Origin of the sequence: Butyrivibrio sp. AE2005, from assembly GCF_000686965.1 — a bacterium.
GTDB lineage: Bacteria > Bacillota > Clostridia > Lachnospirales > Lachnospiraceae > Butyrivibrio > Butyrivibrio hungatei_A.
The window spans coordinates 140,202-162,278 of the sequence record NZ_JMMD01000004.1 but is presented as its reverse complement, the minus strand read 5'-3'; the positions used below and the strand labels follow the sequence as shown (position 1 = coordinate 162,278).

The window sequence follows — 22,077 nt, the reverse complement described above, 5'->3', positions numbered from 1 at the left end:
GCTATGTTATGAGCAAAAACGCTATAAACCGTGTTTCTCTTAATTACTTTGCAGCAGCAAATCCTTTCTCAAGATCCTCAATGATATCGTCTATGTGCTCTGTACCGATTGAGAGTCTGATTGTGCTCTGTGAGATTCCCTGATCCTTGAGCTCATCATCGTTAAGCTGAGAATGAGTTGTTGTTGCAGGATGAATAACAAGGCTCTTTACATCGGCAACGTTTGCAAGAAGTGAGAAAATCTCAAGGTTATCGATGAACTTCCAAGCAGCCTCTTTTCCACCCTTGATCTCAAATGTGAAGATTGAAGCTCCGCCATTGGGGAAGTACTTCTCATAGAGAGCGTGATCGGGATGATCTGCAAGTGAAGGATGGTTAACCTTCTCAACCTGAGGATGCTTTGAAAGGAACTCAACTACCTTTTTGGTGTTCTCCGCATGTCTCTCGAGACGAAGTGAAAGTGTCTCAAGTCCCTGAAGAAGCAGGAATGCGTTAAACGGAGAAATTGTTGCTCCTGTATCTCTGAGAAGAATAGCTCTTATAAATGTAACGAATGCAGCAGGTCCTACGGCATCATAGAATGATACGCCGTGGTAGCTGGGATTGGGAGCTGCGATGTTAGGATACTTGCCGCTCTTTTTCCAATCGAACTTACCTGACTCAACGATCACACCGCCAAGAGTTGTTCCGTGACCACCAATGAACTTTGTTGCTGAATGTACAACAATGTCAGCACCGTGCTCGATAGGTCTGATAAGGTAAGGTGTTCCGAATGTATTGTCGATAACAAGAGGAAGTCCATGCTTGTGTGCTATCTCTGCAACTGCGTCGATATCAGGAATATCACTGTTGGGATTTCCAAGTGTCTCAAGGTAGATTGCTCTTGTATCTTCCTCGATCGCACCCTCGATCTCTGCAAGGTTATGTGCGTCAACAAATGTTGTTCTTACTCCGTACTGAGGAAGTGTATGTGCAAGGAGGTTGTAACTTCCACCGTAGATTGTCTTCTGTGCTACGATGTGTCCTCCGTTAGCTGCAAGTGCCTGGATTGTATATGTTATTGCTGCTGCGCCGGATGCAACTGCAAGTGCTGCGCTTCCGCCTTCCAAAGCTGCGATTCTTTTTTCAAATACATCCTGTGTGGAATTTGTAAGTCTTCCGTAGATGTTACCTGCATCAGCAAGTCCAAATCTGTCAGCAGCGTGCTGGCTGTTTCTGAATACGTATGATGTAGTCTGATAAATCGGAACCGCTCTTGCGTCTGTAGCGGGATCCGGCTGCTCCTGTCCAACGTGTAACTGTAATGTCTCAAATCTGTAATTACTCATAATCTATCTCCTTCATTTGCATTTATTTTTCGTGTGTGTTATGTTGTGTTAATGTTATTCCTATTTACCTATTACGTCAATAGGTTTTATGATAACTAAATCAGCATGCCACTAATAAGTTTTTGTTATATCTTTTTATATAGGGTACAATGTCAGTATAAATAGGAGGTTCACATGTTTACTACCAAAGGACGCTATGCCCTGCGCGTTATGATCGATCTTGCGCAGCACACAGAAAATGAATACATCCCTCTCAAGGATATCGCCACAAGGCAGGACATCTCCAAGAAGTATCTTGAGATTATTGCAAAAGAACTTGTAAAAGGCGGTCTTATCGAAGGCGCCAGCGGAAAGCACGGCGGCTACAAACTCTTAAGAAGCCCCGAAGAATACAGTGTCGGAGAAATAATAGAACTTATGGAAGGCACGATCGCGCCCGTAGCCTGTCTCGAAACAGGAGCTCCCGAATGCACACGTGCCTGCAAGTGTAACACCATATCCATGTGGACAGAATTCTACGAACTTGAACGCAACTTCTTTTTCGGAAAGAAGCTCAGCGATCTGTGTAATTAGTTTGTAGATTTTCCGTACGCCCGACCATAAAGGTATATATTCGGAAATATGCTGTGTACGGCTGCGCAGTGATTTTCATACTTTAATAAAACCTGAAGATGCTTCCTTTCACGTTGTTCAGAGAAGTCAGCATCTTCGGGTTTTATTAAAGCTGAAAATCATCTTGCTCGTCCGAAGACAACGTATTTCCGAATATATACCTTTGTGGCCGGGCTGTCTATGAAAAGGTTAGTAAACATAAAAAACGAGCTTCGAAAAGCACTGACAATATTCTTTATTCCATATCTTTTGATTTGATGTACTTCTTTAGAGTTGAAACATGCATAGGATAGAAAGACTCTTCATCTCTCAACATATCCCTCAGATCATTCAGTGAAACCCACCTAAGATTTCTCGATTCATTAGTTTCTTCTACCTCTTTTCCATCAGCTCTGCAAATGAAAACTTGGACCATTATCGGGTAGTCCCCTTCAACATTCTGGGAACATGAAAAAGGTGTATAGTTTAAGACTTTATAACCATTATTTTCAACTATTACTGACTCTTCTTCTCCTTGAATATATGAGACCTCAAGACCGGTCTCTTCAGATATTTCCCTTCTCAGGCAATCATAAATATTCTCAAATTCTCTGATTTTACCTGCGGGAATTTCTACCAGTCCATTTTCACGGTCATTACCTTTATATCTCTCTTGCAGAAGGATAAATACTTCTCCGTCAATAATTCTTTCTATTATTCCTCCTGCAGCGGGTTTAGAAAATAATTCTGTCATATTGCTTACTCCTCCATAGATTCCATCAATATCTCTATATATCCTTTTATACACATTGACTTGATACTTATCCCAAATACTTCTTCTCCAATTCATCAAAAGCTGTCTTTGCGTCTATCGCCTCACCTGTTAATTCAAACTCAGCCTCTGCTTCGGTTATTGCCTGATCAATACGATTATTCGCTGCAAATTGATCGTATAATTCAGCACTCATAACAACACCTCCTTTATACAAATACGGTGTAACATAATTATGCTACACCGTAAATATAAAACTATTCCTATATCAATCATGCAAGAACTCTATCGACAAGAGACTACTGTTTCCTGTACCTGTATATCTAAGATACAATGCATGCGTTCCGGAAACCGCACCGAATCTGCATTCATCGGCAGTCCAGATATTGGAGCCTATAGCATGAATCTTACCAAGAGGCTCACCGTCTAGATCTGTGAGGATCTCAAAGTCTCCGTTGAAGTAAGCTCTTGTCTTAATTCTAAGTCCCGTAAGCTTTTCGAAGTCAAAGTACTTGAAACCGATTGTCGTTCCGTCAACAATATCTTTGATATAGCTTTCTCCGTATGACTCGTCGCCCCCGACCTGAACAACTCTGGGCGCTCCGGGCTCAACATACATCTTGTGTTCTTTCGTAAAGATATTGCAGGCAATGTAAGCCGGGTACTCTCCCTTGTCGGAAAGAGGTCCGCCGTTCAAACCGCAAGAAGTTATCTCTACCTGCGGAATACTTCCGTCCGGGGCAAAAGAGATTTTTTCCGCGCATCCCTGTCTGCTAAACCAGGTTCCGTTGGTATGTCTGTGATAGAAGATGTACCAGTCGTCGCCAATCTCGATTATACTTCCGTGGTTGTTGGCGCCGTAAGCTGTCGGCTCGTCCGCTTTCTTGTATGTATCAATGTGCATATCGCAGTTACTTACGATAACTCCACCGTACTCAAAAGGTCCTTCGGGGCTCTTCGATGTAGCATAGCAAAGCTCGTGCATAACTTCTGATGAATATACAAAGTAATAAATATCTCCGCGCTTTCTTATCGATGAAGCCTCAAAGAATGCGTGTCCTTCGAATGATGTTCCCTTGCTGTATTCGCATCCGGGCGCGATTATCTTGGGAGCTTTTTTAACCGTGAGCATATCCTTATCAAGGACTGTGAACATCGATCCGCTCCTTGACTTATCGCCCTGCCCGCAAAAGCCCGTATACATGTAGACTTCGTTGCCTTCCGTCAATACTCCGGGATCAAACTGAGGCTCGTCGCCCTCTTTGTCACCGAGCTTAACTCCGTCTTCATAGTGAACATATCCGTAGAACTCGTAAGGGCCTGCTGGTTTGTCACTTACCGCAACAGAAACAACGCTTACCTTATCAAGCACATAGTAAAGATAATATCTACCGTCGGGGCCAACCGTAACATCAGGCGCATAGAGGCACATGTGTCCAGTGGGATTGAGAGGATCCTGTGTCTTTTTGAAAATAACGCCTTCATACTTCCAGTTTCCAAGATCATTCACAGGTGCCGACCAGCAAACATAGTCGCCGAGGCAGAATGTCTCGCCGCCGTATATATCATGCGATCCGTATACATATACTCTGTCTCCGAACACATAGGGCTCGCCATCGGGAATGTACTCCCAGTTCGGAAGATAGGGATTGATTCCCTGCCGCCTTGTGTTCTGTCTTATGCCGCCTTCCTTCTTAGGAACTGCTCCGCGAGATGTGAATTCCATCTCGTTTGGATTTTCGGAAGTGTATGTTCCCCAGTTCGGGAGCTCTTTTCCACCCTTACCTGTTCCGTTAGGATTGCCTGTCTTAACAAAGTTGGCGAAATAATCGCACATCTGCGCCGCCAGATCGTAATGTCTTCCCTCGTAAGCTCTGTGGCTCTTTCCCAGAGTCTCAAAGAAAAACCACAGATCAACAGAGTGAAAACATCCCGGATATGCCTCATCTCCTGCACCGTCTCCCGGAATATCGGGACAGAATCTGTAGTAATAGAAATCTCTGTCGGGGTTATTTTTCTTAGCTCCAGCCAAAACCTCTTTTACAGATTTCTCGACCATGTTTATATTGTCTTCTATAAATTCATCCGTTGTATTTCCCGTAAGAACCGGTACATCGGGATACTTTCCTTCTACAAAGGCATCTGTGGTATTATGCTTGCAGAACACTCCGTCCATTATCGGAACCATCATTGGATTATTCAAAAGATATTTATTATAACCCTCAAGAATAGTTTTTGAATTAAGCCTTCTTGCTCCCTCAATTCCATCCACGCCAAGCGTCTCCATAAACTTTGCGCCAAGCTCTTCCGCCTCTGAAAGCGGCTTTGGTGTAAAGAGCTTATCCTCGGGTTTATCAAGCTTTATAATTCCGCTAAATATAACGGCGCCTTTTATTATCTTGCTGTTGTCTTCGCAAACAAGCTGATTCATTACCGACGCTCCGCCTGCAGACTGGCCGGCGATCTTGATATTATCCGGATCTCCGCCAAATGCCGCAATATTTCTATATACCCAGTGAAGTCCCGCCTTCTGATCGAGAAGACTGAAATTACCGGGCGCATCGGGTGATTCCTCAGTAAGTTCCTTATGCGCAAGATTTCCAAAACAGCCAAGTCTGTATGCTACAGAGGCAACGACAATACCTCTTTTTGCCAGTGCCTCTCCGTCAAGCTCCATCTCTGCCGTATACCCCCACTGGAAAGAGCCTCCGTAGTACCACACAAGTACAGGAAGTTTTTCATCTTTGCTCTTTGCAGGGGTCCAAATATTAAGATAAAGGCAGTCTTCACTCATCGGTATTTCAGGATCGACATGCCATTCTCTGCAATAAATATCAGTACCTACCCCCGGTGTGTCCTGATAAGGAATTGGTGCAAACTGGTTTGCCTCATATATTCCATCCCAGTCATTGCAAGGCTTTGGTGCCTTCCATCTATTCATTCCGACAGGCGGTGCCGCATAAGGTACTCCCTTAAATACCGTTATGCGCGGATCCGATCCTGCTATACCCCTGATCCTGCCGTTTTCTACTTCAGTTAATCTAAGCAACCTCCTTTTACCTCCTCTAAAAACATTAAACAATATAAGAATTGCATAATAACTTTTATCACCTATATCATTATTACATTTAAGTTATACCATAATATTTTAGATTTTGGTAAAATATTTATTTCACAATCTAGTGTCTTGGCAAGATGACTTTTGATCAATTACGAAGTGAAATAATTCAAGTATAAGGCGGAGGATTGAGTCGATGCAAGTTACTCAGATTCGATTACAAAATTTATGCCCGTATAATCGGTTCGGATTTCGCTTATTTCTACGTGTATATATCAATTTTCGGATTCTATGCCCGTATAATCGGTCCGGAATTTGCTTACTTCTACGTGCAATATATCAATTTCCGGATTCTATGCCCGTATAATTGGTCCGGAATTCGCTTACTTCTACGTGTATATATCAATTTCCGGATTTATACCCGTAAAATCGGTCACTCATTGCTCTATAGTTTTATGCATTTTGGGGCAAAACAATTTTCATTACGTTCCATACGCAATCTTAATAATATCATCAATCCCCGCTTCCTCTATCGAAACATCCTTGATGTTCTTGAGTTTCGAGAGATCAGCGATGATCTCTGCTGCCGTCGTTTCCTTTTTCATAAATTTGTACTTGGCGATATTGTCGGTATGCTCAACAAGCTCGCAGCGCTCGTGCGACGGCGCTTCTTCGTCGTAATACTCAACAACGAGAGTCTTGTACGGCGCAATCCTGTCGATGATCTGCGATAAATTCCCGTCCTCCATCATAACGCCGTGGTTAATGATTATCAGTCGCTCGCAAAGTTCCTGAATGTCGCCCAGATCGTGCGTTGTAAGTATAATTGTTGTCTTTTTGATCTTATTGATTTCTTTTATAAATGTGCGAAGCGCGAACTTGGACGATACGTCAAGCCCTATTGTAGGCTCATCAAGGAAAAGAACTTTCGGAGAGTGGAGCATTGCCGCAACAAGGTCACCTTTTACGCGCTGTCCGAGCGACATCTGGCGAACCGGCTTATCCACAAGCTCTTTTATCCCCAAGATGGAGTCCATGACATTCAGCGTCTTGTCATAATCGACTTGGTCAATTCGATAAATATGCTTAAGAAGCTCAAAGCTCTCTCCAAGTCGAAGATCCCAGTTAAGCTGCGATCTCTGGCCGAAAACAACACCGATGTTTTTCACAACTTCTTTTCTGTGCTTTGTAATATCCTCGCCGCCGATGTACACACTTCCGCTTGTCGGTGTAAGAATCCCCGACATCATCTTGATCGTAGTACTCTTGCCCGCGCCGTTAGGTCCGATGAAACCGACAATCTCGCCTTCTCCCAGCTCAAAAGAAAGATTGTCAACCGCATGAATTGTTTTATACTCAGTCTTTATAAGCCCTTTTAAAGCACCGGAAAGTCCCGGTTCTTTTTTCTTCAATAAATAATCCTTGCTCAAGTTTTCAACTTTTATCATGATCAGTTACCTGCACTTTCGTATTTTTTTAGTCCCCTTGTGAAAAAAGCTCCTGAAATCAGCATCATCACAAGCCCAATAAGTAATGTAACAAAAGGAACGATCAGGCCGTCGCAAATTCCGCTTGAAATCCCAAGCAGCGACGACACCGGATAAAAGGACACCCATCCGATCGGGATAAGATATGTCAGGATAAACTGCATGCTTTCCGGATACATCGATATCGGATACATGGTCGTCTTATCCATGATTTCCTGTGTGTACTGCCCAAAATCAACCACACTTCTTGTATAAAAAGATGTGCTTCCGAGAAAGATGTACAATCCGCCTCTGATCAGCGTTGCGCCTATCAGCATGACGATAACCTGTATGCAAAAGAGTAACGTGATCTTAATCTCACATTTCGCACAACCATAGATAAATACAAGGATTCCCGGAATCAGGTCCGTAACTCCAAACACATTTATATTGGTAAAAAAGAACTGATACAATACCCCAAGCGGTCTTGTAAGATATCTGTCAAAATCGCCGTAAATCACGTAATAGCCCATGAACCAGCCTTGTACAAAAAAGATCATCGAAAGTGCATGGGATATAACGGAGATTCCGTATAAGAACGCAAGCTGACCGTAGTTCCAGCCGTTTATCTCGCCAAAAGATTCAACTACAAATTTGATGATCGCAAATCCCATTATGAACTGAAGAGGATTCGATATCAGCCATCCCGCTATGTTAGAGGGATATTCAATTATCGTCATCATTGCCATCTTGATAACATGCCAAGTAACGTCGATATAGTGCCCCAGTTCGTCAAAAGCTTTTTTCATACTGCCTCCTCCATGTTGTCTTATAAAATAAAGCATTTCCCACGTACAAATGCCGATGCGAACGTGATCTTCCTCATTTAACCGCCTTGTACCATGACTTTTCGCGTCACTTTTTTCCGGATGAAAAAGAAAAAAGCCGCAAGCGCTACAAGCCACAAAAACTGAATCTGCATGCCTGCGATATACTCTGCTCTTTCACCTTTTCCAATGTAGATACTAAGCGGAAGCTGGTAGATATACACAAAGGGAAGCGAAGAAACCACCTTTGATACTCCCGCAGGAAAGAACCATATCGGTATAATGCTTCCCGACAGCAACCTTACGAGATGTTTTTTCACCTGAATAAGCGAATCGATGCTACCCGTTTTAAATGCTATCATCCCAAACAAAGCAGCGATGAGCCAGTTGATCATAAACGATTCCAAAACCGCGATCACAAAAAGCGGAAGTGCGCTTACATCCGCCATCACAGGAACTTTTATTAAAAGTGTCCCGATGATAAGGATCGGTAGCATGTTCTGAAACACAAGTGCAAAGACGCCTCCCAGATCTTCCGCAAAGTACATTCCGAAAAGATCTACGGGTCTCATCATATCCGTTGCAACCGTTCCTTTCATCACGCTCATCTCAATTCTTTTTTCCACATTTGTTATCAGCAAGACCGACAACATCGACGATACGATTATATATGTCAGCATGCTGTCGGCATCGACTCCGCCGACACTTCCGCGATCTTTATACAACGCTTTCCAGAAATATGCCGATGTGATCATAATAATCGTCTGCATGATAATATTTCCATATACACTAAACTCATAGGTCATACTCTTTATTATCTGTGTCTTTAATATGTATAGGTATTTTCTCACGTTTATCTCCCCGTTGTTTTTCTTATTTTTCTCCATTCAGCAACAAGCCTCTCCTGATTCCATGCTGCATTTGCAGGACTGGTCGACGGAAGGCAGATTGCCTCTCTTCCAACAAGTTTCTCCGTATATTTCTTGTAATACTTTTGCGCCGTCTTTCCGTTGACGTAAATATCTCTTATGTCCGCTACTTTCAATATCTCATTAAGGTCATTCACCGTCACATTCCTAATGCTCGAGTCTGAAGAGCCCTCAATCTCACATGAATGTATCACGTCCCATACCGCTATATGATTGCGAAGTAGAAACTCTCTTTTCTCTTCTATCGTTTCAGGCGTCCCTTCTCCAAAGACAGCCGCAACTACCTTCCAAAAACGATTCTGTTTATGGCCGTAGAAAAAGCCCTCTTCTCTTGATTTCACAGACGGAAAGCTCCCAAGTATAAGAATTTCTGTGTTCTTGTCATATACGGGAGAAATCGGATGAATTATCATAAAGTTCATTTCTCTTTTCCCTAATATTTTTTTAATCTCTGCCTCAATCGAAAAGGCATTCCGCGAGCTGCGCATCGGTCGCATCCTTATCGGAGCGTTTTTTTATTTGATAGGAATTCCTATCAAATAAAAAAAGAGCCTAACTGCGTACGCAAAATAGACTCATACAATCAGACCCACTATTACAAACAGGCTTGTAGCGTGATGCAACACACTTGAAATGCATGATAATCCGGATTAAGCGCACACAAAAAAAACTGCAATAGCCGCTTCAAAAAACTGTGTTCACCAAAACCAAATTATCTTATTTCCATTTCATCACCTATACGCAAAGCGTTCTTTCTTTATTTCTTATTTTTCATAATAATACTACAAATATGATTATTTTGTATAACCATTTTTCAAATTATTTGACACTTCTTATGATCGCTACTTCATCACTGATCCGCAACATCCTGAACTCCTATATTGCCATCCCTCACCCCCTGCAAAAACGCCCTCTCCAGGGATATTCTTTCCAAAAAAAGTACCGTCATAAATTGTATTTGCTCCACACGAAGAACTCCTTGATCGCAGTATAACAAGCTATCTTCCTTCATCAATTATAGTGGCTTATATTTCCGCAGACTCTCTTGAAATAGGCAGCTCTCCTACGTTACTCAGATTCAATTACATTGTTTATACCCGTAAAGTCATTCTCACATTTGCTCATTTCTACGTGTATGAGTCGATTTCAGGGATTCTATGCCCGTATAATCGGTCCGAAATTCGCTTACTTCTACGTGTATATATCAATTTTCAGATTCTATGTCCGTAAATCCTATCACGCATCTGCTCTTTTCTACGTGTAGCAAATCATTTTCCGGATTCTATACCCGTAGAGCCATTCCCACTTTCACTTATTTCTATGTATACAAATCGATCATCAGATTCCATGCCAGCAGAATCATTATTCCCTCATTTTGAGTCATGTATTTCAGCTTAATTCCTCAATTCCTTGCCTCAATTCCTTGACGCAGCGTAACAAATGCCAATTTTGACAGGTAATAAAGCGACATATTGGGTGTATTCAACTCTAGTGTGGTGTCTCCGTTGATATTCAAGGCAAAAAAATAAAGACTTTTCGTTTTTCGCTCCATAAATAGCCACAAACAGATGAAACAAAAACATAACGAAAAGTCCTTACTTTTACTCTTAAATATAACAAAACCTTCTAAATAACATGAGATACAGCCTTATGCACCTGTACTCTCTGTGAACCTCTCTCATAAAATATTCAATACACTCTTTCTCTGTAAAGTTCTCTCATAAAATGTACAATGCACATTTTCTCTATGTCCTTACCCTTAAGCTTCTATTGCCCTGTCAGTGTCGCCAAGGAGTTTATTCCACTGCTCATCGGTAAGGTCTGACAGCCCTTTATTTTTTCCTTTGGTCGCGAGTAAAAGAGCTGTCTCCTTGAGCATCTTTATAAGGACGGAGGCATCGAGTACTTCGCCGGTCATCTTTTTGGTGAGAGTTGTACTTGAAGAGGAGATAGTGCTTTCCCAATTGCTCTTTTTATTTATGGCCTCCTCCATCGAGGAATACTCTTTTCCACCCAGAGGATCCGTGACTCCCTTAAGTGCGTTGAAACTTCCAAAGGTACTACCGGTTCCTGTGCCATGTGCATCTGCGTACTGGCAATATGCGAACATCTCGATAATGGTGGCATTCTTTGGATCGACTTCCGAGATATTTACGTCGATGTCACGCCCGCCCATATGCACTCTCACAATCGGATTGCCGCAGCCTTCCCTTGTCACTTCGGAAGCCATCACCATATGGCTTGTATTGTTTCCCACAGGAATAGAGCCTATACCACGTAGCGGAGTTACGTGTTCTCTTGGTTTGTCGGCGTTATCACTTACTTCCGCCGGCTTACATTCATCAACGGATTCTTGCGGAATTACAGGCCTCATATCAATAAAACTTGTCTTCAATTCACTTGCTGAAATAATGCGAGTAAACTCTCTCTGAACAGAAACGTTCTGCTTTTTAGTACAAGTTGCATCATCTGATTTCTGTTCGCCACTCTCGGATAGAGCACTCAAAAAATCCGCTTCTCCGAGACTTTGATCTGCGCTACGATAAGAACTCTGTACAAATGTGCTCTGTCTAAACCAATAACTTCCGGTAGTAATCATATTTGACATATATGTTCCTTTCTGCGACTCTTCAGTCATTCACAGTCGCTCCACTCTCCTGAAAGGACCGAGTGGATAAGTGCACGGTCAACAGTTACGCATAACTTCGTCTCAGTATCACCCCCTTCTGGCAAAATAAAAAGCATCTTCTTCAGCCATTCCTTTGAACGTTGAAAAAGATGCTATCCATAGCAAAAATATTAAACTTACTGCTTTCTGTATATATCGGCAGACTATGCTATCGACTTTAGCATTCCAGATACTTTTTTTATATTAAATCCAATAACAAAGAGTTGCTTTGCAACTCTTTGCGCGCCGATGCGCGCAAGCTTTAGCTTGCATAATACTTCTGCGCATCGGTCGCATCCTTATCGGAGCGTTTTTTTATTTGATAGGAATTCCTATCAAATAAAAAAAGAGCCTAACTGCGTACGCAAAATAGACTCATACAATCAGACCCACTATTACAAATAGGCTTGTAGCGTGATGCAACACACTTGAAATGCATGATAATTCGGATTAAGCGTGCACAAAAGAACTGCCGTAAAGCAACTTTCCAAAAAACTGTGTTCACTAAAGCCAAATTATCTCATTCGCATTTCATCACCTATACGCAAAGCGTTCTTTCTTTATTTCTTATTTTTCATAATAATACTACAAATATGATTATTTTGTATAACCATTTTTCAAATTTCATCACAATTGTTTAATCATTTAATTTTTTCATCATCCAAAATGCATCGGCATAAGTCCCATCGGAATATTTCATATTGTCAGGAAAACGGCCGTATTCCTTGAATCCAAGTTTCTCATAAAGAGCTATTGCGCCCTCATTGGTTGCGATAACTTCAAGTTCCGCCTGCTCATAACCACACTTTTTTGCCACATCAAGAATTGTCTCAAGCATGATCTTTCCAATACCCGCTCCGCAATACTCCTTATAAAGCGCAATCGCAATATCACATCTGTGGCTGTATCTCCTATAATTTCCCATCCTCATAAGTGAACAGTTTCCGATATGCTTGCCTTCAATTGTTGCAACGAGCATAAGCTCTTTATCATCTTCTATCTTGGACTGCAAGAAGCTCTCTTCCTGCTCCGGTGTAAGTGTTACTTCCTCAGGCTCTCTTATAAGAAACGGTGTCTCCGCCGTTGTCACCTTCATATATTCAATCAGCGCCTCGCCATCGGATGCCTCCGCATTTCTAAGAACAACCTCACGCCCCAATTTGTCTTTCGTAATTATCGGTCCAAACTTCATTTCTAAATCTCCTCCGTGCCTTATAAAACTTTTTTCAACACATCACCCTTCTTTTACTTCAGGCTAAGCCGTAATATCCGCAAGTGTACAACGGACCACAGACATAAGATCGTCAGGTGCAAGTTCAATCTGGCATCCAACCTTCCCTGCGCTTACAAATATCTTTTCACCGTCCTTCGCGGTTTGGTGTATAAAAGTCGGAAAAGCTTTTTTCATGCCGATAGGTGAGCATCCTCCGTGGATATACCCCGTAAGCGGAAGGAGCTCTTTTTGCTTTATCATCTCTACTGACTTCTCGCCTGCTGCCTTTGCGGCTTTCTTTAGGTCAAGTTCAGCCTCAACCGGTACTACGAAGACATAATACTGCCCTGTCTTTCCTCTTGTCACCAGCGTCTTAAAAACTCTTGAAGTATCTTCCCCAAGTATTCCCGCAATCTCAGCGCCTGTAAGCGTCTGGTCAGGCTCATAGGAATGGCTCTCGTAGGCAATCTTCTTGCCATCCAGAACTCTCATTACATTTGTTTTTTCATTGTTCTTCATTATCTTTTCCTCAGTCTAAACTTGTTGTCATCTTCTCACTTATTTTTGCACGCGCTGAATTTTTATGTTATGACCTATCCGAGCAAAAGACCACCATCAAACTACAGCATGCACGCTGCTTGCTCTAAACACCGCAACCTCTTATCTGATAAAGTTTGTAAACACTTTATCTTCCGCTACAGGCTGCTCAACGCCTGCATTCTTGCCGGCTTCGATACTCTTAAGTACCCATGCCATGTTCTTTCCGAGAGTGCGCATGATCTGAAGACCTTCTGAATCGCGGAGAACATCTTCGGGCTTGCCGCCGTGTACCATGTTCCAGTATCTTGAAGCAACAAGAGGCATCTGCGCATAAAGAGGATATTTGTTGAGAACATCGAGTGTTGCGGTAGTTCCCGCTCTTCTTGCAGATGCAATCGTTGCGGCCGGCTTGAATCTGAGATAATCTTCCGCTGACCAGAACAATCTGTCGAGGAACATAAGAATCTCGCCTGTAGGACTTGCATAATAAACAGGTGAACCGATGACGATTCCGTCAACGCCCTTGATTATCTCTGTTGCTTCCTGAACAGCAAGATCTACTTCTCCCTTAAAAACTTTATATCCTGCATTATAGATTTCTGTCTCAATGTCTCTTTTATTGAGCTCTTTTTCAATCTCCGATAATGCCGTAAATGTGCATCCTTTGCTTCTTCTGCTGCCGTTTATAAGTAATACTTTCATTATGTGATCCTCCTCTTCCTATGAAATAAGTGACTAAATACATGGGAAATTCGCATTTTAGTCACACATCAAACTTACGATTACAGACAAAAAAGTAATATATGCTTCAGTTATCTGTGAAATTTCGCCTTTTTGCTTGTAAATCGCCATTATCTCACAGATAAATTTTGCCACCCATGAAACATTATCTGTGTTTCAACACATATCATGCCATAAAATCACAGATAAACCATTTCTTTTCACAAATCTTATCTGTGTCCCTGCCAAACTACTACCCTATGGATTGGACACATGGCTTTTAATTTTGGTTAGCACGTAGATAAGTGACCGTAGTTTCAAAGTATGGTAGGAATTTCCTACCATATAATAATGAGCGGCACCGCATTTGTTCGATACCGCTCACCCATAATTCTATATCATATTCACATTAATGTCATTCGGAAATCTTGAATACATCTATATCCTTCTTAACTCCGGCAGCAATATCCGAAATCTGCGTAGCGATAGTCGATACTTCTTCCATCATATTGCTTACAACAGATGTCGATGCGCTTGTTTCCTGCGTCGTTGCCGCATTTGTCTCAGCAATGGTTGAAAGAGATTCTACTACATTTACAACGCTGCTGCGGACATCATCAAGCCTCTGTACCGTCGAAGAAATCTCATCGATACTGTCAAGGTTATTGGCAATCTCGCCCTCAACGGAACCAAAGATTTCTTTCGTCTGCTGAACATACTCGTTCTGCATATCTATTATCTTCTTAACTTCATCCATAGCTTCTATCGATCTCTTTGAATTATCGATCAGCTGCTGGATAATGTCATTAATCTCCTTGGTCGTATCGGCAGTCTGTGAAGCAAGGGATCCAATCTCGCCTGCAACAACCGCAAATCCTCTTCCGGCATCTCCTGCTCTTGCAGCCTCTATAGAAGCATTAAGGGACAAAAGATTGGTCTGGGTAGCGATAGATGCAATAAGTTCGGAAGCTTTCGAGATCTGGTCTGCTGAATGACTTGTCTGTGCAGTCTGCTCATACATCGCATCAACCGCAGTCTTTGTCTTTTCATTGACTTCACCAAGCTCTTTGAGAATCTCTCCCGCTTTCTTGGAAGAATCCTGCATGGACTGCGAAGCTTCTTTAAGCTGCATTGTCTTTTCTTTGGTCTCTTCAACCATAACTCCGATTTCTTTTACAGAATCGGTTGCATTCTTTGTTTCATCAGACTGCTCTGTCGCACTCTGGGCAATATCGTGAACCGCGATATCCACCTGTCCGATGGATTCAAGCGTTGATTCAGAATTCTCACGAAGCTTTCCCGAACCGTTCTGAAGATCTCCGGAATGCCGGCGAAGCGATTTGATCGTCCTTTCAACCGCGCTCGAAAGTTTCTTGGTGGCATCCGCGATAAGTCCTACTTCGTCATTTCTTCCTTTGTATTTTTCAAGTGCCTGAGTCTTGGTAATATCAAGTGTTCCGAGATCTGTGATTACCTCCGTTACACCCTCAATATCCTTTGATATAGCCTTTGAGATCAGAACAACTCCTACAAGCGAAACGCAGAATACAAGTATTACAAGGAAAAGAATGAAATTACTGAGGGAATTGATATCCTTCAAAAAATCTTTTTCCGAATCAGTAACAATGAATGTAGCAGCCACGCTCGGAATATTGCGATATGACAGTATAGAGCGTCCCAATGTCTTATCACGATATGTAAAAAAGCTTGTCGGAACATCCGCCATCTGCTGAAGAGCTTGAACCTGAGCTTCATCTTCAACAGGTGCTCCAAGCATCGCGGGATCGGGTGCAAAAATATATGTTGCCGCAGTAATATCACTGCTTCCGATAAGATACATCTGAGCTGCATCCAGTCCCTGTGTACTCATTCCTGTAATTGTGCTCTGAAGCTCATCTACATATGTTGCACCTCCGACGAAGCCTATAGGCTTACCCGATGCATCATGTACATTTGCAAATACTATCGCAACATTACTGTTACTTGCCGGAGAAAGAACGATTCCGGCACACATTGCACCTCCTGCGCTTTCGATATTTGCCGTAAATCCCGCCATTTCAGCATTTGCGACCTGACCTATAAATGACGGATCGGTATGCGCATAAACAAGCGTTGCATCATCAGCAAGATACATACTCTCAATATCCGATCTTGTGGATGTATAGCTCAAAAGAGTTTCCTGAACATTGTTCGCTGCAGTTTTATCACTTGTATTTTGCATATAAGATACTACAGCAGGAAGTTTTGCAAAATTCACAACATAATTTTGCAGATCTGAAAAATATTTCTCGATAACAACCGAGCGGCTTTCGGTAATCTCCGATAACCTTATCTCAGTCTGTTTTCTCATAATAGATCTGGTTCGTGAATTAATTATGCCATATATACTTCCAAGTCCAATCATGATCACAAGACCTATTACAAGGCTCATTTTGATATAGATCTTCAAGTCGTTGATCTTTTTCATCTACGGGCCTCCTTATTACAAAGAAAGAGCATGTATCATGTTGTAACTGAATATACAATAATCATAACATTTTTGAACGTAAAAACATCCCATCTTTTATCGTAAAGTCATTAACTTTTTCTAAATTTTTACTGCCTTAGCAGCTTATCATATTTTTGAAATTATTCATTTTTATGTTAACCTCCCTGATAATTTCAATATGATGCACTGATATCCAATGCGCCTGTGAAAAGAATCATAAGAACTGTTATCGTCACCATCGAAACAATTGTTGTAACCGTGATGGCTCCTGAGAGTATCCGCGTATCCTCCCCAATCTTTTCAGACTGAATAAGAGGAAGATTTCCGACAGGCATTGTTGCCATCAGACAAAATCCAAGTACTGCCACATCGTCACATCCGATTGCTCTCAATATGTAGAACATAGCCACAGGGAGAAGTACCATCCTGATAGCAATATATCCCCAGATTCTGAGATCCTTGAACCCGCTTTTGACTCCGGATCTTGCTATGGAAACACCAAGAAGCGTCATAGACAAAAAGACCGTCGCATTGCCGATATAACTTACGCTGTTTGTCACGATCGGCGGCGGTGTAATCTTAAACCAGCACACAACAAGGCTAAGGAGCGCCATTATAGTTCCCGGGCTCATAGCTTTTTTCAAGCTCATCTTCTCTTTTCCATTGCTGAGGACAGAGATTCCATGGGTGTAAAAGAGAAGGCTGTACATGATATTGCATACGATAACGTAGATGATGGCTTTGTCCGGAAGTATTGCCTTAGCAACGGGAATTCCGATGAACCCTACATTTGTATAAACAACCATGAGATTGTAAAATCTTCTTTTTTCCCTAACAACTCCGAGTATCGCGGGAAAAAGAGCTCCGAATATCATAAGAAATGCATAAAATATAACGCCGAGGATCACCGCTTCCAAAAGAACCTGATGACTTATATCGACATTTCCCGTAAGAATCGACGCCAGTATTAGCGCGGGATTGCATATATCCATGACAATCACCGACAGCTGCTTTGAAACCGTATTGTCTACGACACCTTTCTTATAAAGATAAATTCCGACAGAAACAAGAATGACTATCATCCCCATTTGCTGCATTACTATAAAAGCACTCATTTTACTTAACTTCCCTTTTTTCCTATCATATTCATATATTTTTGCAAAGCTACCAATCACTTACCGGGTAACCTCAAATTTCCAACCGCATCATTTTAACTCAAACTTTGATGAGCCACAAGCACATTACCTTATACCCAATACTGACAATTTTGCTGTCACTGTATCTTTTGGTCACTAAATGATAAAATTGAATTGCATATTTTCTTTTTGGCCGCTCTTTGCGAACAGATGCCCGCATGCTTTTTCTTGCATGATTTTTCTGCGCATCGGCTGAAGATGCAATATAACGGAGGTTTACGTATGGAATTTTTCAAAAAAAATAAAAACTACCTATACATAGCTGTTATCCTGGTTGCCGTGATCGCTATGCTGGTTCTTTTGACCGATTACAAGAAAAACGCTAACTCCGAGCCAAGTCTCGCTGATATAGCCGCAACGGAAAGCACTGTAAAAAAGAGCCCCGCCAAGGTCATCGTAACGGTGAATACCGAGACGATCCGCGAAGGAATTGCGAACATGGGAACTCTCATAACGCAGGAATATTACTTCACTCAGGTTGAAAAATATACCAAAGAAAAAACAATAATGAAGTTCATCACTTCTTCGTCCGAGTTTTTATACAGTTATGACGGTGCTGTCACAGCAGGAGTCGACTTCGAGAAGATAGCAATCAGCAAGGATGACAACGCAAAGACTATCACGATCGACATTCCCGACTCTGAGATTTTTTCCGTAAACATCGACAAAGATACCTTTAAGATCTATTCGGAAAAAGACTCTTTGTGGAACCCTTTAAAGCTTGAGGATTACAACACTTCGCTCGCCAAATTCGAAGCTGCCGCAAAAGAAAAAGCGCTGGCAAACGGGATTCTCGAAAAGTCCGATGCACAGGCAAAGACCATCATAGAAAACTTTGTAAACAGCTTACCCGAGGCATCAAAGTACCAGATTGAAATAAAATAAAGGGGATGAAACGGATGAATTTAAAAAAGATAACAACAATAGTAATACTGCTTCTCATCGCAGTTATATCGCTTACAAAGATTGCTCCTACAGCGGCTAATCCCGCAAATCACAAGCATTCAATCGAGCAGACCGACGCAAAGATTGCGACAGTCATGAAGCTCTCAGGAGGAGCCGCTGCGGCATCCGCAACTTTGTCACTCCTTCCGGGCGATCTGTGTACACCCATTTCAGAGCAGCTCGCAGATCTCGCTTCATATTTTCTCTTGATACTTAGTGCTCTGTACCTTGAGAAGTTCATGATAACGCTGACCGGTTATGTTTCATTTTCCGTGCTTATTCCGGCTGCGTGCCTGCTTTTAAGCGGAGCTATATTACTTAAGAAAAAGAGCTTGTCGGACATGGCCGCAAGAATCGGAATCGTTGGAATCGTCATATTCCTTCTTGTTCCTTCAAGCATCTGGCTTTCCGACAAAGTTTATCAGACTCAGTCAGCAAAGGTTGAGTCCACGATTGAAGAATACAGCGACCTCAATCTTGAAGGCGAATCCGATTCAGGGCTCCTTAGCGAACTCAGTACGATAACCACCGACACGATCGACAAGGTTTCAAATTTCTTAAAGAACATGCTTGAATCACTCGCAGTAATGATCGTTACGGCATGCGTGATTCCTTTGCTTGTATTCGTGCTTCTTGTGTGGATCGTTAAGACTGTATTTTCGTCAAGCGCACTCAATATTGACAAACTTGTCATAAAAAATGACACAGACTCACAAGCCACCGCTGAATAAACCTGCTGAATAAACAGGCCTTCCGTTAATCCGGAAGGTCTATTTTTTTGCCGTCTCTATGCATCGAGAATTTATCCATAGGATATTTCTTGAGATTATCTAATACTTTTCTGTCATCAGCTTTTGAAAGAAGCGATTCTCTTGCCTTTGTAATCTCGACTTCCGTCTTGTGTTTTGACGGGCCACCTACACAGCCTCCGGGACATACCATTCCTTCGATGAAGTCCTCGGGAAGTCGTCCTGCTTTAAGAAGTAAGAGAGCTTTTTTACACTCATTGCCACCGGCAACGCGGTGAAGCTTGATATTACTTACGTCTTCGCCTCTCTCTTTCATGCACTCGATAACCGCATTGGCAACGCCTCCGCTTGTCGCAAAACGTTTGCCCCAGATGGAAGATTCCTGATATTCATCTGTTACAGGCTCGAAATCTATATCTTTTGACCTCATAAGAGCGCGCAGCTCTCCGTAGGTTACTACATAATCTGCATTATCCGGAACGCTCTCATCAATTGCCTCAGACTTCTTGGCAATGCAAGGTCCGACAAATACTGTGACGCATCCCGGACGTGTTGCCTTGAGATACCTTGAAATCGCACACATAGGCGAAACGGTTGATGACATGTTGTTTTCAAACTGCTCGGGGAAGTGTTTTTTCAGCATGTTGATAAACGCAGGACAGCATGAAGTCGTCATTTTTTTGCCCTCTGCATAGGCTTCGGCCCACTCTTTTGACTCATAAGCGGCTGTCATATCGCCTCCGAGGCCAACCTCAACCATATCTGCAAAGCCAAGTTTTATCAGCGCATTTTTAACGGCAGCCATAGAGATGTCTTCGCCAAACTGCCCTTCGGTAGCGGGTGCACACATTGCTATGACTTCTTTTCCCGACTTAATTGCTTCTATTATCTGAACAAGGAATGTCTTGGAGCCGATTGCTCCGAACGGACAGCTGTGGATACAATGACCGCACTGAATGCACTTGCTCTCATCAATCTTACAATATCCATTCTCATCATAAGTGATAGCGCCGACAGGACAAGCCTTGTAGCAAGGGCGCTCGAGATGAACGATAGCACCGTACGGGCAGGCACCTGCGCACATTCCGCACTCTTTACACTTTGCGGAATCAATGTGCATCCTGACATCTCCGGGATGTATCGCATCAAATTTACATGAGTTAAGACAGGCTTTTCCCATACAAAAACGGCAATTATCAGTTACGGAAAAAGCATGAATCGGACACTCGTCACATGCCGGGTCAATTACCTGCACGATATTTTTTGATCCCTCATTGTATGTTGTGCTAAGACCGCAAGCAAGACGTATTCTCTGGCGCACGATCTCACGCTCTTTGTACACGCAGCACCTGTATACAGGCTTTGGCCCCGGTGCAAGCTTATAAACAAGCTGCTCTTTGTGCTCCTCGTCGAGTTCATCGTTCCACGCAAGTCTGCAGACTTCTTCCATGATCTTGTGTTTAAATCCTACCAGTCCCTTATCGTTCGTAATCATAATAATCCGTCTCCTACCCTGTTTAAGATACTACTGCTATTAGTTACCAAACTGATAATCCCGTGTTTTTGCCGTAACACGGGCTGCGGTTTCTGCTAATACTATTCTACTCATTTTTTTGTCTATTTGCACGTCTTCCGACAAAATCAGTTTTTCTTTGTTGCAATGAAATATGTGATATATCTGATTATCATCATGAAAGCAAATGTACAGGATAGATAGCGGTTGAGCTCATCTTGTTTAAGTATGAATGCGATGATTGATCCGACTGCTGCAATGATGATTGCGGCGTATCCGGTATAAGACCAGCTGAGCATGCTGCCTACATGCATAGAATCTAGCTCACACTAATTATTTAAAGATCTTTTTTTAGTGTGGTATATTAGATATTGGTTACTTTTACAAATTTACAACGATTACAAATGGGGATTAGAAATTATGGGTAAGAAAATAGCATTAACTTTTGATGACGGCCCGAGCACCGTCACAACGCCACAGGTTCTTGAAAAGCTCAAGAAGTATAATGTTGTCGCATCCTTTTTCCTGATTGCGGACAACATAACCGATGAATCGGAAAAGATTGTCAGAGAGTGCATCGCGCACGGTTGCGAGATCTGCAATCACTCAAAGACGCATTCTCACATGCAGACATTTACGGCAGACGAAGTACGCTCAGAGCTTGAATATACCGACAAGGAAATTGAGAGAATTGCCGGATATAAGCCGCGTTTTTTCAGACCTCCGTTCATAGATGTGAGCCAAACCATGTACGACTGCATAGATCTTCCGTTTATATGCGGAATTCACGGCGAAGACTGGGAAGACAGCATTCTTGCCAAAGAGCGTGCTGAAAAGATATTGTCTCAGGCCTGTGACGGCTCGATCATCCTTATGCATGATTACACAGGAAACGTTGAAACCGTCAAAGCCCTCGACATTGTTATCCCGGAGCTTCTTGCGCAGGGTTATGAATTTGTAAATATAAGCGACCTCTTCACAGACGGAGGCGTTGAGCCCACCGTGCACAGCGGTATCGTCTATTCAAACATACACGACACCGAGCCAAGAGAACCGATTTGCTGAAATTGAATCT

20 protein-coding genes are annotated in these 22,077 nt (G+C 42.4%); 4 read left to right on the top strand and 16 right to left on the bottom strand.

The window, feature by feature from the left end:
• Nucleotides 1-43: 43 nt before the first annotated feature.
• Complete coding sequence (locus DL92_RS0105445) at nucleotides 44-1,327, bottom strand: O-acetylhomoserine aminocarboxypropyltransferase/cysteine synthase family protein (protein WP_026513256.1); 1,284 nt, start codon at nucleotides 1,325-1,327, stop codon at nucleotides 44-46.
• A 174-nt stretch (nucleotides 1,328-1,501) separates the two neighbouring features.
• On the opposite strand from DL92_RS0105445, the gene DL92_RS0105440 reads away from it, so the two are divergent.
• Complete coding sequence (locus DL92_RS0105440) at nucleotides 1,502-1,900, top strand: RrF2 family transcriptional regulator (protein WP_026655988.1); 399 nt, start codon at nucleotides 1,502-1,504, stop codon at nucleotides 1,898-1,900.
• Nucleotides 1,901-2,174: 274 nt separating this feature from the next.
• On the opposite strand, the gene DL92_RS0105435 is transcribed toward DL92_RS0105440, so the two are convergent.
• From DL92_RS0105435 to DL92_RS0105370, 13 genes are all read right to left on the bottom strand, one after another.
• Nucleotides 2,175-2,672: an NUDIX hydrolase gene (locus tag DL92_RS0105435; protein ID WP_026667139.1), complete on the bottom strand. Its 498-nt coding sequence runs from the start codon at nucleotides 2,670-2,672 to the stop codon at nucleotides 2,175-2,177.
• 67 nt (nucleotides 2,673-2,739) lie between these two features.
• On the bottom strand, nucleotides 2,740-2,886 hold the full coding sequence (locus DL92_RS21455) for a hypothetical protein (protein WP_185750438.1): 147 nt from the start codon (nucleotides 2,884-2,886) through the stop codon (nucleotides 2,740-2,742).
• 72 nt (nucleotides 2,887-2,958) lie between these two features.
• Nucleotides 2,959-5,739, bottom strand: a complete 2,781-nt coding sequence (locus DL92_RS21735; protein ID WP_330371029.1) for a carboxylesterase family protein — start codon at nucleotides 5,737-5,739, stop codon at nucleotides 2,959-2,961.
• A 491-nt stretch (nucleotides 5,740-6,230) separates the two neighbouring features.
• Nucleotides 6,231-7,196, bottom strand: a complete 966-nt coding sequence (locus DL92_RS0105420; protein WP_197027236.1) for an ABC transporter ATP-binding protein — start codon at nucleotides 7,194-7,196, stop codon at nucleotides 6,231-6,233.
• Nucleotides 7,197-7,198: 2 nt separating this feature from the next.
• Entirely contained in the window at nucleotides 7,199-8,023 is an 825-nt protein-coding gene (locus DL92_RS0105415; RefSeq protein ID WP_026667136.1) for an ABC transporter permease, read from the bottom strand.
• A 77-nt stretch (nucleotides 8,024-8,100) separates the two neighbouring features.
• Entirely contained in the window at nucleotides 8,101-8,892 is a 792-nt protein-coding gene (locus DL92_RS0105410) for an ABC transporter permease (RefSeq protein WP_026667135.1), read from the bottom strand.
• A 2-nt stretch (nucleotides 8,893-8,894) separates the two neighbouring features.
• Entirely contained in the window at nucleotides 8,895-9,383 is a 489-nt protein-coding gene (locus DL92_RS0105405; RefSeq protein WP_051625233.1) for a DNA-deoxyinosine glycosylase, read from the bottom strand.
• A 1,346-nt stretch (nucleotides 9,384-10,729) separates the two neighbouring features.
• On the bottom strand, nucleotides 10,730-11,608 hold the full coding sequence (locus tag DL92_RS0105395) for a hypothetical protein (RefSeq protein ID WP_026655990.1): 879 nt from the start codon (nucleotides 11,606-11,608) through the stop codon (nucleotides 10,730-10,732).
• Between the two features lie 667 nt (nucleotides 11,609-12,275).
• A complete protein-coding gene (locus DL92_RS0105390; RefSeq protein ID WP_026667133.1) occupies nucleotides 12,276-12,830 on the bottom strand; it encodes a GNAT family N-acetyltransferase in 555 nt (184 codons plus the stop codon).
• A 63-nt stretch (nucleotides 12,831-12,893) separates the two neighbouring features.
• Nucleotides 12,894-13,370, bottom strand: a complete 477-nt coding sequence (gene ybaK / locus DL92_RS0105385; RefSeq protein ID WP_197027235.1) for a Cys-tRNA(Pro) deacylase — start codon at nucleotides 13,368-13,370, stop codon at nucleotides 12,894-12,896.
• Between the two features lie 141 nt (nucleotides 13,371-13,511).
• The gene (locus DL92_RS0105380; RefSeq protein ID WP_026667131.1) at nucleotides 13,512-14,093 is read right to left on the bottom strand and encodes a flavodoxin family protein; all 582 of its coding nucleotides are present in this window, start codon (nucleotides 14,091-14,093) and stop codon (nucleotides 13,512-13,514) included.
• Nucleotides 14,094-14,526: 433 nt separating this feature from the next.
• Entirely contained in the window at nucleotides 14,527-16,578 is a 2,052-nt protein-coding gene (locus DL92_RS20115) for a methyl-accepting chemotaxis protein (RefSeq protein WP_026667130.1), read from the bottom strand.
• 194 nt (nucleotides 16,579-16,772) lie between these two features.
• Complete coding sequence (locus tag DL92_RS0105370) at nucleotides 16,773-17,714, bottom strand: AEC family transporter (RefSeq protein WP_026667129.1); 942 nt, start codon at nucleotides 17,712-17,714, stop codon at nucleotides 16,773-16,775.
• 303 nt (nucleotides 17,715-18,017) lie between these two features.
• Here DL92_RS0105370 and DL92_RS0105365 point away from each other — a divergent pair, with 303 nt between their 5' ends.
• Nucleotides 18,018-18,680, top strand: coding sequence for a DUF4230 domain-containing protein (locus DL92_RS0105365; RefSeq protein ID WP_026667128.1), 663 nt, complete (start codon nucleotides 18,018-18,020; stop codon nucleotides 18,678-18,680).
• A 14-nt stretch (nucleotides 18,681-18,694) separates the two neighbouring features.
• A complete protein-coding gene (locus DL92_RS18350; RefSeq protein ID WP_051199005.1) occupies nucleotides 18,695-19,471 on the top strand; it encodes a hypothetical protein in 777 nt (258 codons plus the stop codon).
• Nucleotides 19,472-19,496: 25 nt separating this feature from the next.
• Here the strand turns inward: DL92_RS18350 and DL92_RS0105355 are convergent, their stop codons facing one another.
• A complete protein-coding gene (locus tag DL92_RS0105355; protein WP_026667127.1) occupies nucleotides 19,497-20,984 on the bottom strand; it encodes a 4Fe-4S dicluster domain-containing protein in 1,488 nt (495 codons plus the stop codon).
• Nucleotides 20,985-21,130: 146 nt separating this feature from the next.
• On the bottom strand, nucleotides 21,131-21,316 hold the full coding sequence (locus DL92_RS0105350) for a hypothetical protein (RefSeq protein WP_026655997.1): 186 nt from the start codon (nucleotides 21,314-21,316) through the stop codon (nucleotides 21,131-21,133).
• Nucleotides 21,317-21,422: 106 nt separating this feature from the next.
• On the opposite strand from DL92_RS0105350, the gene DL92_RS0105345 reads away from it, so the two are divergent.
• Nucleotides 21,423-22,067 (top strand): polysaccharide deacetylase family protein, encoded by a 645-nt coding sequence (locus DL92_RS0105345; RefSeq protein WP_034468487.1) that lies wholly within the window; start codon nucleotides 21,423-21,425, stop codon nucleotides 22,065-22,067.
• The last annotated feature ends 10 nt before the right edge of the window (nucleotides 22,068-22,077 follow it).

Coding starts and splice junctions, on each gene's coding strand:
- DL92_RS0105445 (WP_026513256.1), bottom strand. CDS start 1,327: ATGAGTAATTACAGATTTGAGACATTACAGTTACACGTTGGACAGGAG.
- DL92_RS0105440 (WP_026655988.1), top strand. CDS start 1,502: ATGTTTACTACCAAAGGACGCTATGCCCTGCGCGTTATGATCGATCTT.
- DL92_RS0105435 (WP_026667139.1), bottom strand. CDS start 2,672: ATGACAGAATTATTTTCTAAACCCGCTGCAGGAGGAATAATAGAAAGA.
- DL92_RS21455 (WP_185750438.1), bottom strand. CDS start 2,886: ATGAGTGCTGAATTATACGATCAATTTGCAGCGAATAATCGTATTGAT.
- DL92_RS0105420 (WP_197027236.1), bottom strand. CDS start 7,196: ATGATAAAAGTTGAAAACTTGAGCAAGGATTATTTATTGAAGAAAAAA.
- DL92_RS0105415 (WP_026667136.1), bottom strand. CDS start 8,023: ATGAAAAAAGCTTTTGACGAACTGGGGCACTATATCGACGTTACTTGG.
- DL92_RS0105405 (WP_051625233.1), bottom strand. CDS start 9,383: ATGATAATTCATCCGATTTCTCCCGTATATGACAAGAACACAGAAATT.
- DL92_RS0105395 (WP_026655990.1), bottom strand. CDS start 11,608: ATGACTGAAGAGTCGCAGAAAGGAACATATATGTCAAATATGATTACT.
- DL92_RS0105390 (WP_026667133.1), bottom strand. CDS start 12,830: ATGAAGTTTGGACCGATAATTACGAAAGACAAATTGGGGCGTGAGGTT.
- ybaK (WP_197027235.1), bottom strand. CDS start 13,370: ATGAAGAACAATGAAAAAACAAATGTAATGAGAGTTCTGGATGGCAAG.
- DL92_RS0105380 (WP_026667131.1), bottom strand. CDS start 14,093: ATGAAAGTATTACTTATAAACGGCAGCAGAAGAAGCAAAGGATGCACA.
- DL92_RS20115 (WP_026667130.1), bottom strand. CDS start 16,578: ATGAAAAAGATCAACGACTTGAAGATCTATATCAAAATGAGCCTTGTA.
- DL92_RS0105370 (WP_026667129.1), bottom strand. CDS start 17,714: ATGAGTGCTTTTATAGTAATGCAGCAAATGGGGATGATAGTCATTCTT.
- DL92_RS0105365 (WP_026667128.1), top strand. CDS start 18,018: ATGGAATTTTTCAAAAAAAATAAAAACTACCTATACATAGCTGTTATC.
- DL92_RS18350 (WP_051199005.1), top strand. CDS start 18,695: ATGAATTTAAAAAAGATAACAACAATAGTAATACTGCTTCTCATCGCA.
- DL92_RS0105355 (WP_026667127.1), bottom strand. CDS start 20,984: ATGATTACGAACGATAAGGGACTGGTAGGATTTAAACACAAGATCATG.
- DL92_RS0105350 (WP_026655997.1), bottom strand. CDS start 21,316: ATGCATGTAGGCAGCATGCTCAGCTGGTCTTATACCGGATACGCCGCA.
- DL92_RS0105345 (WP_034468487.1), top strand. CDS start 21,423: ATGGGTAAGAAAATAGCATTAACTTTTGATGACGGCCCGAGCACCGTC.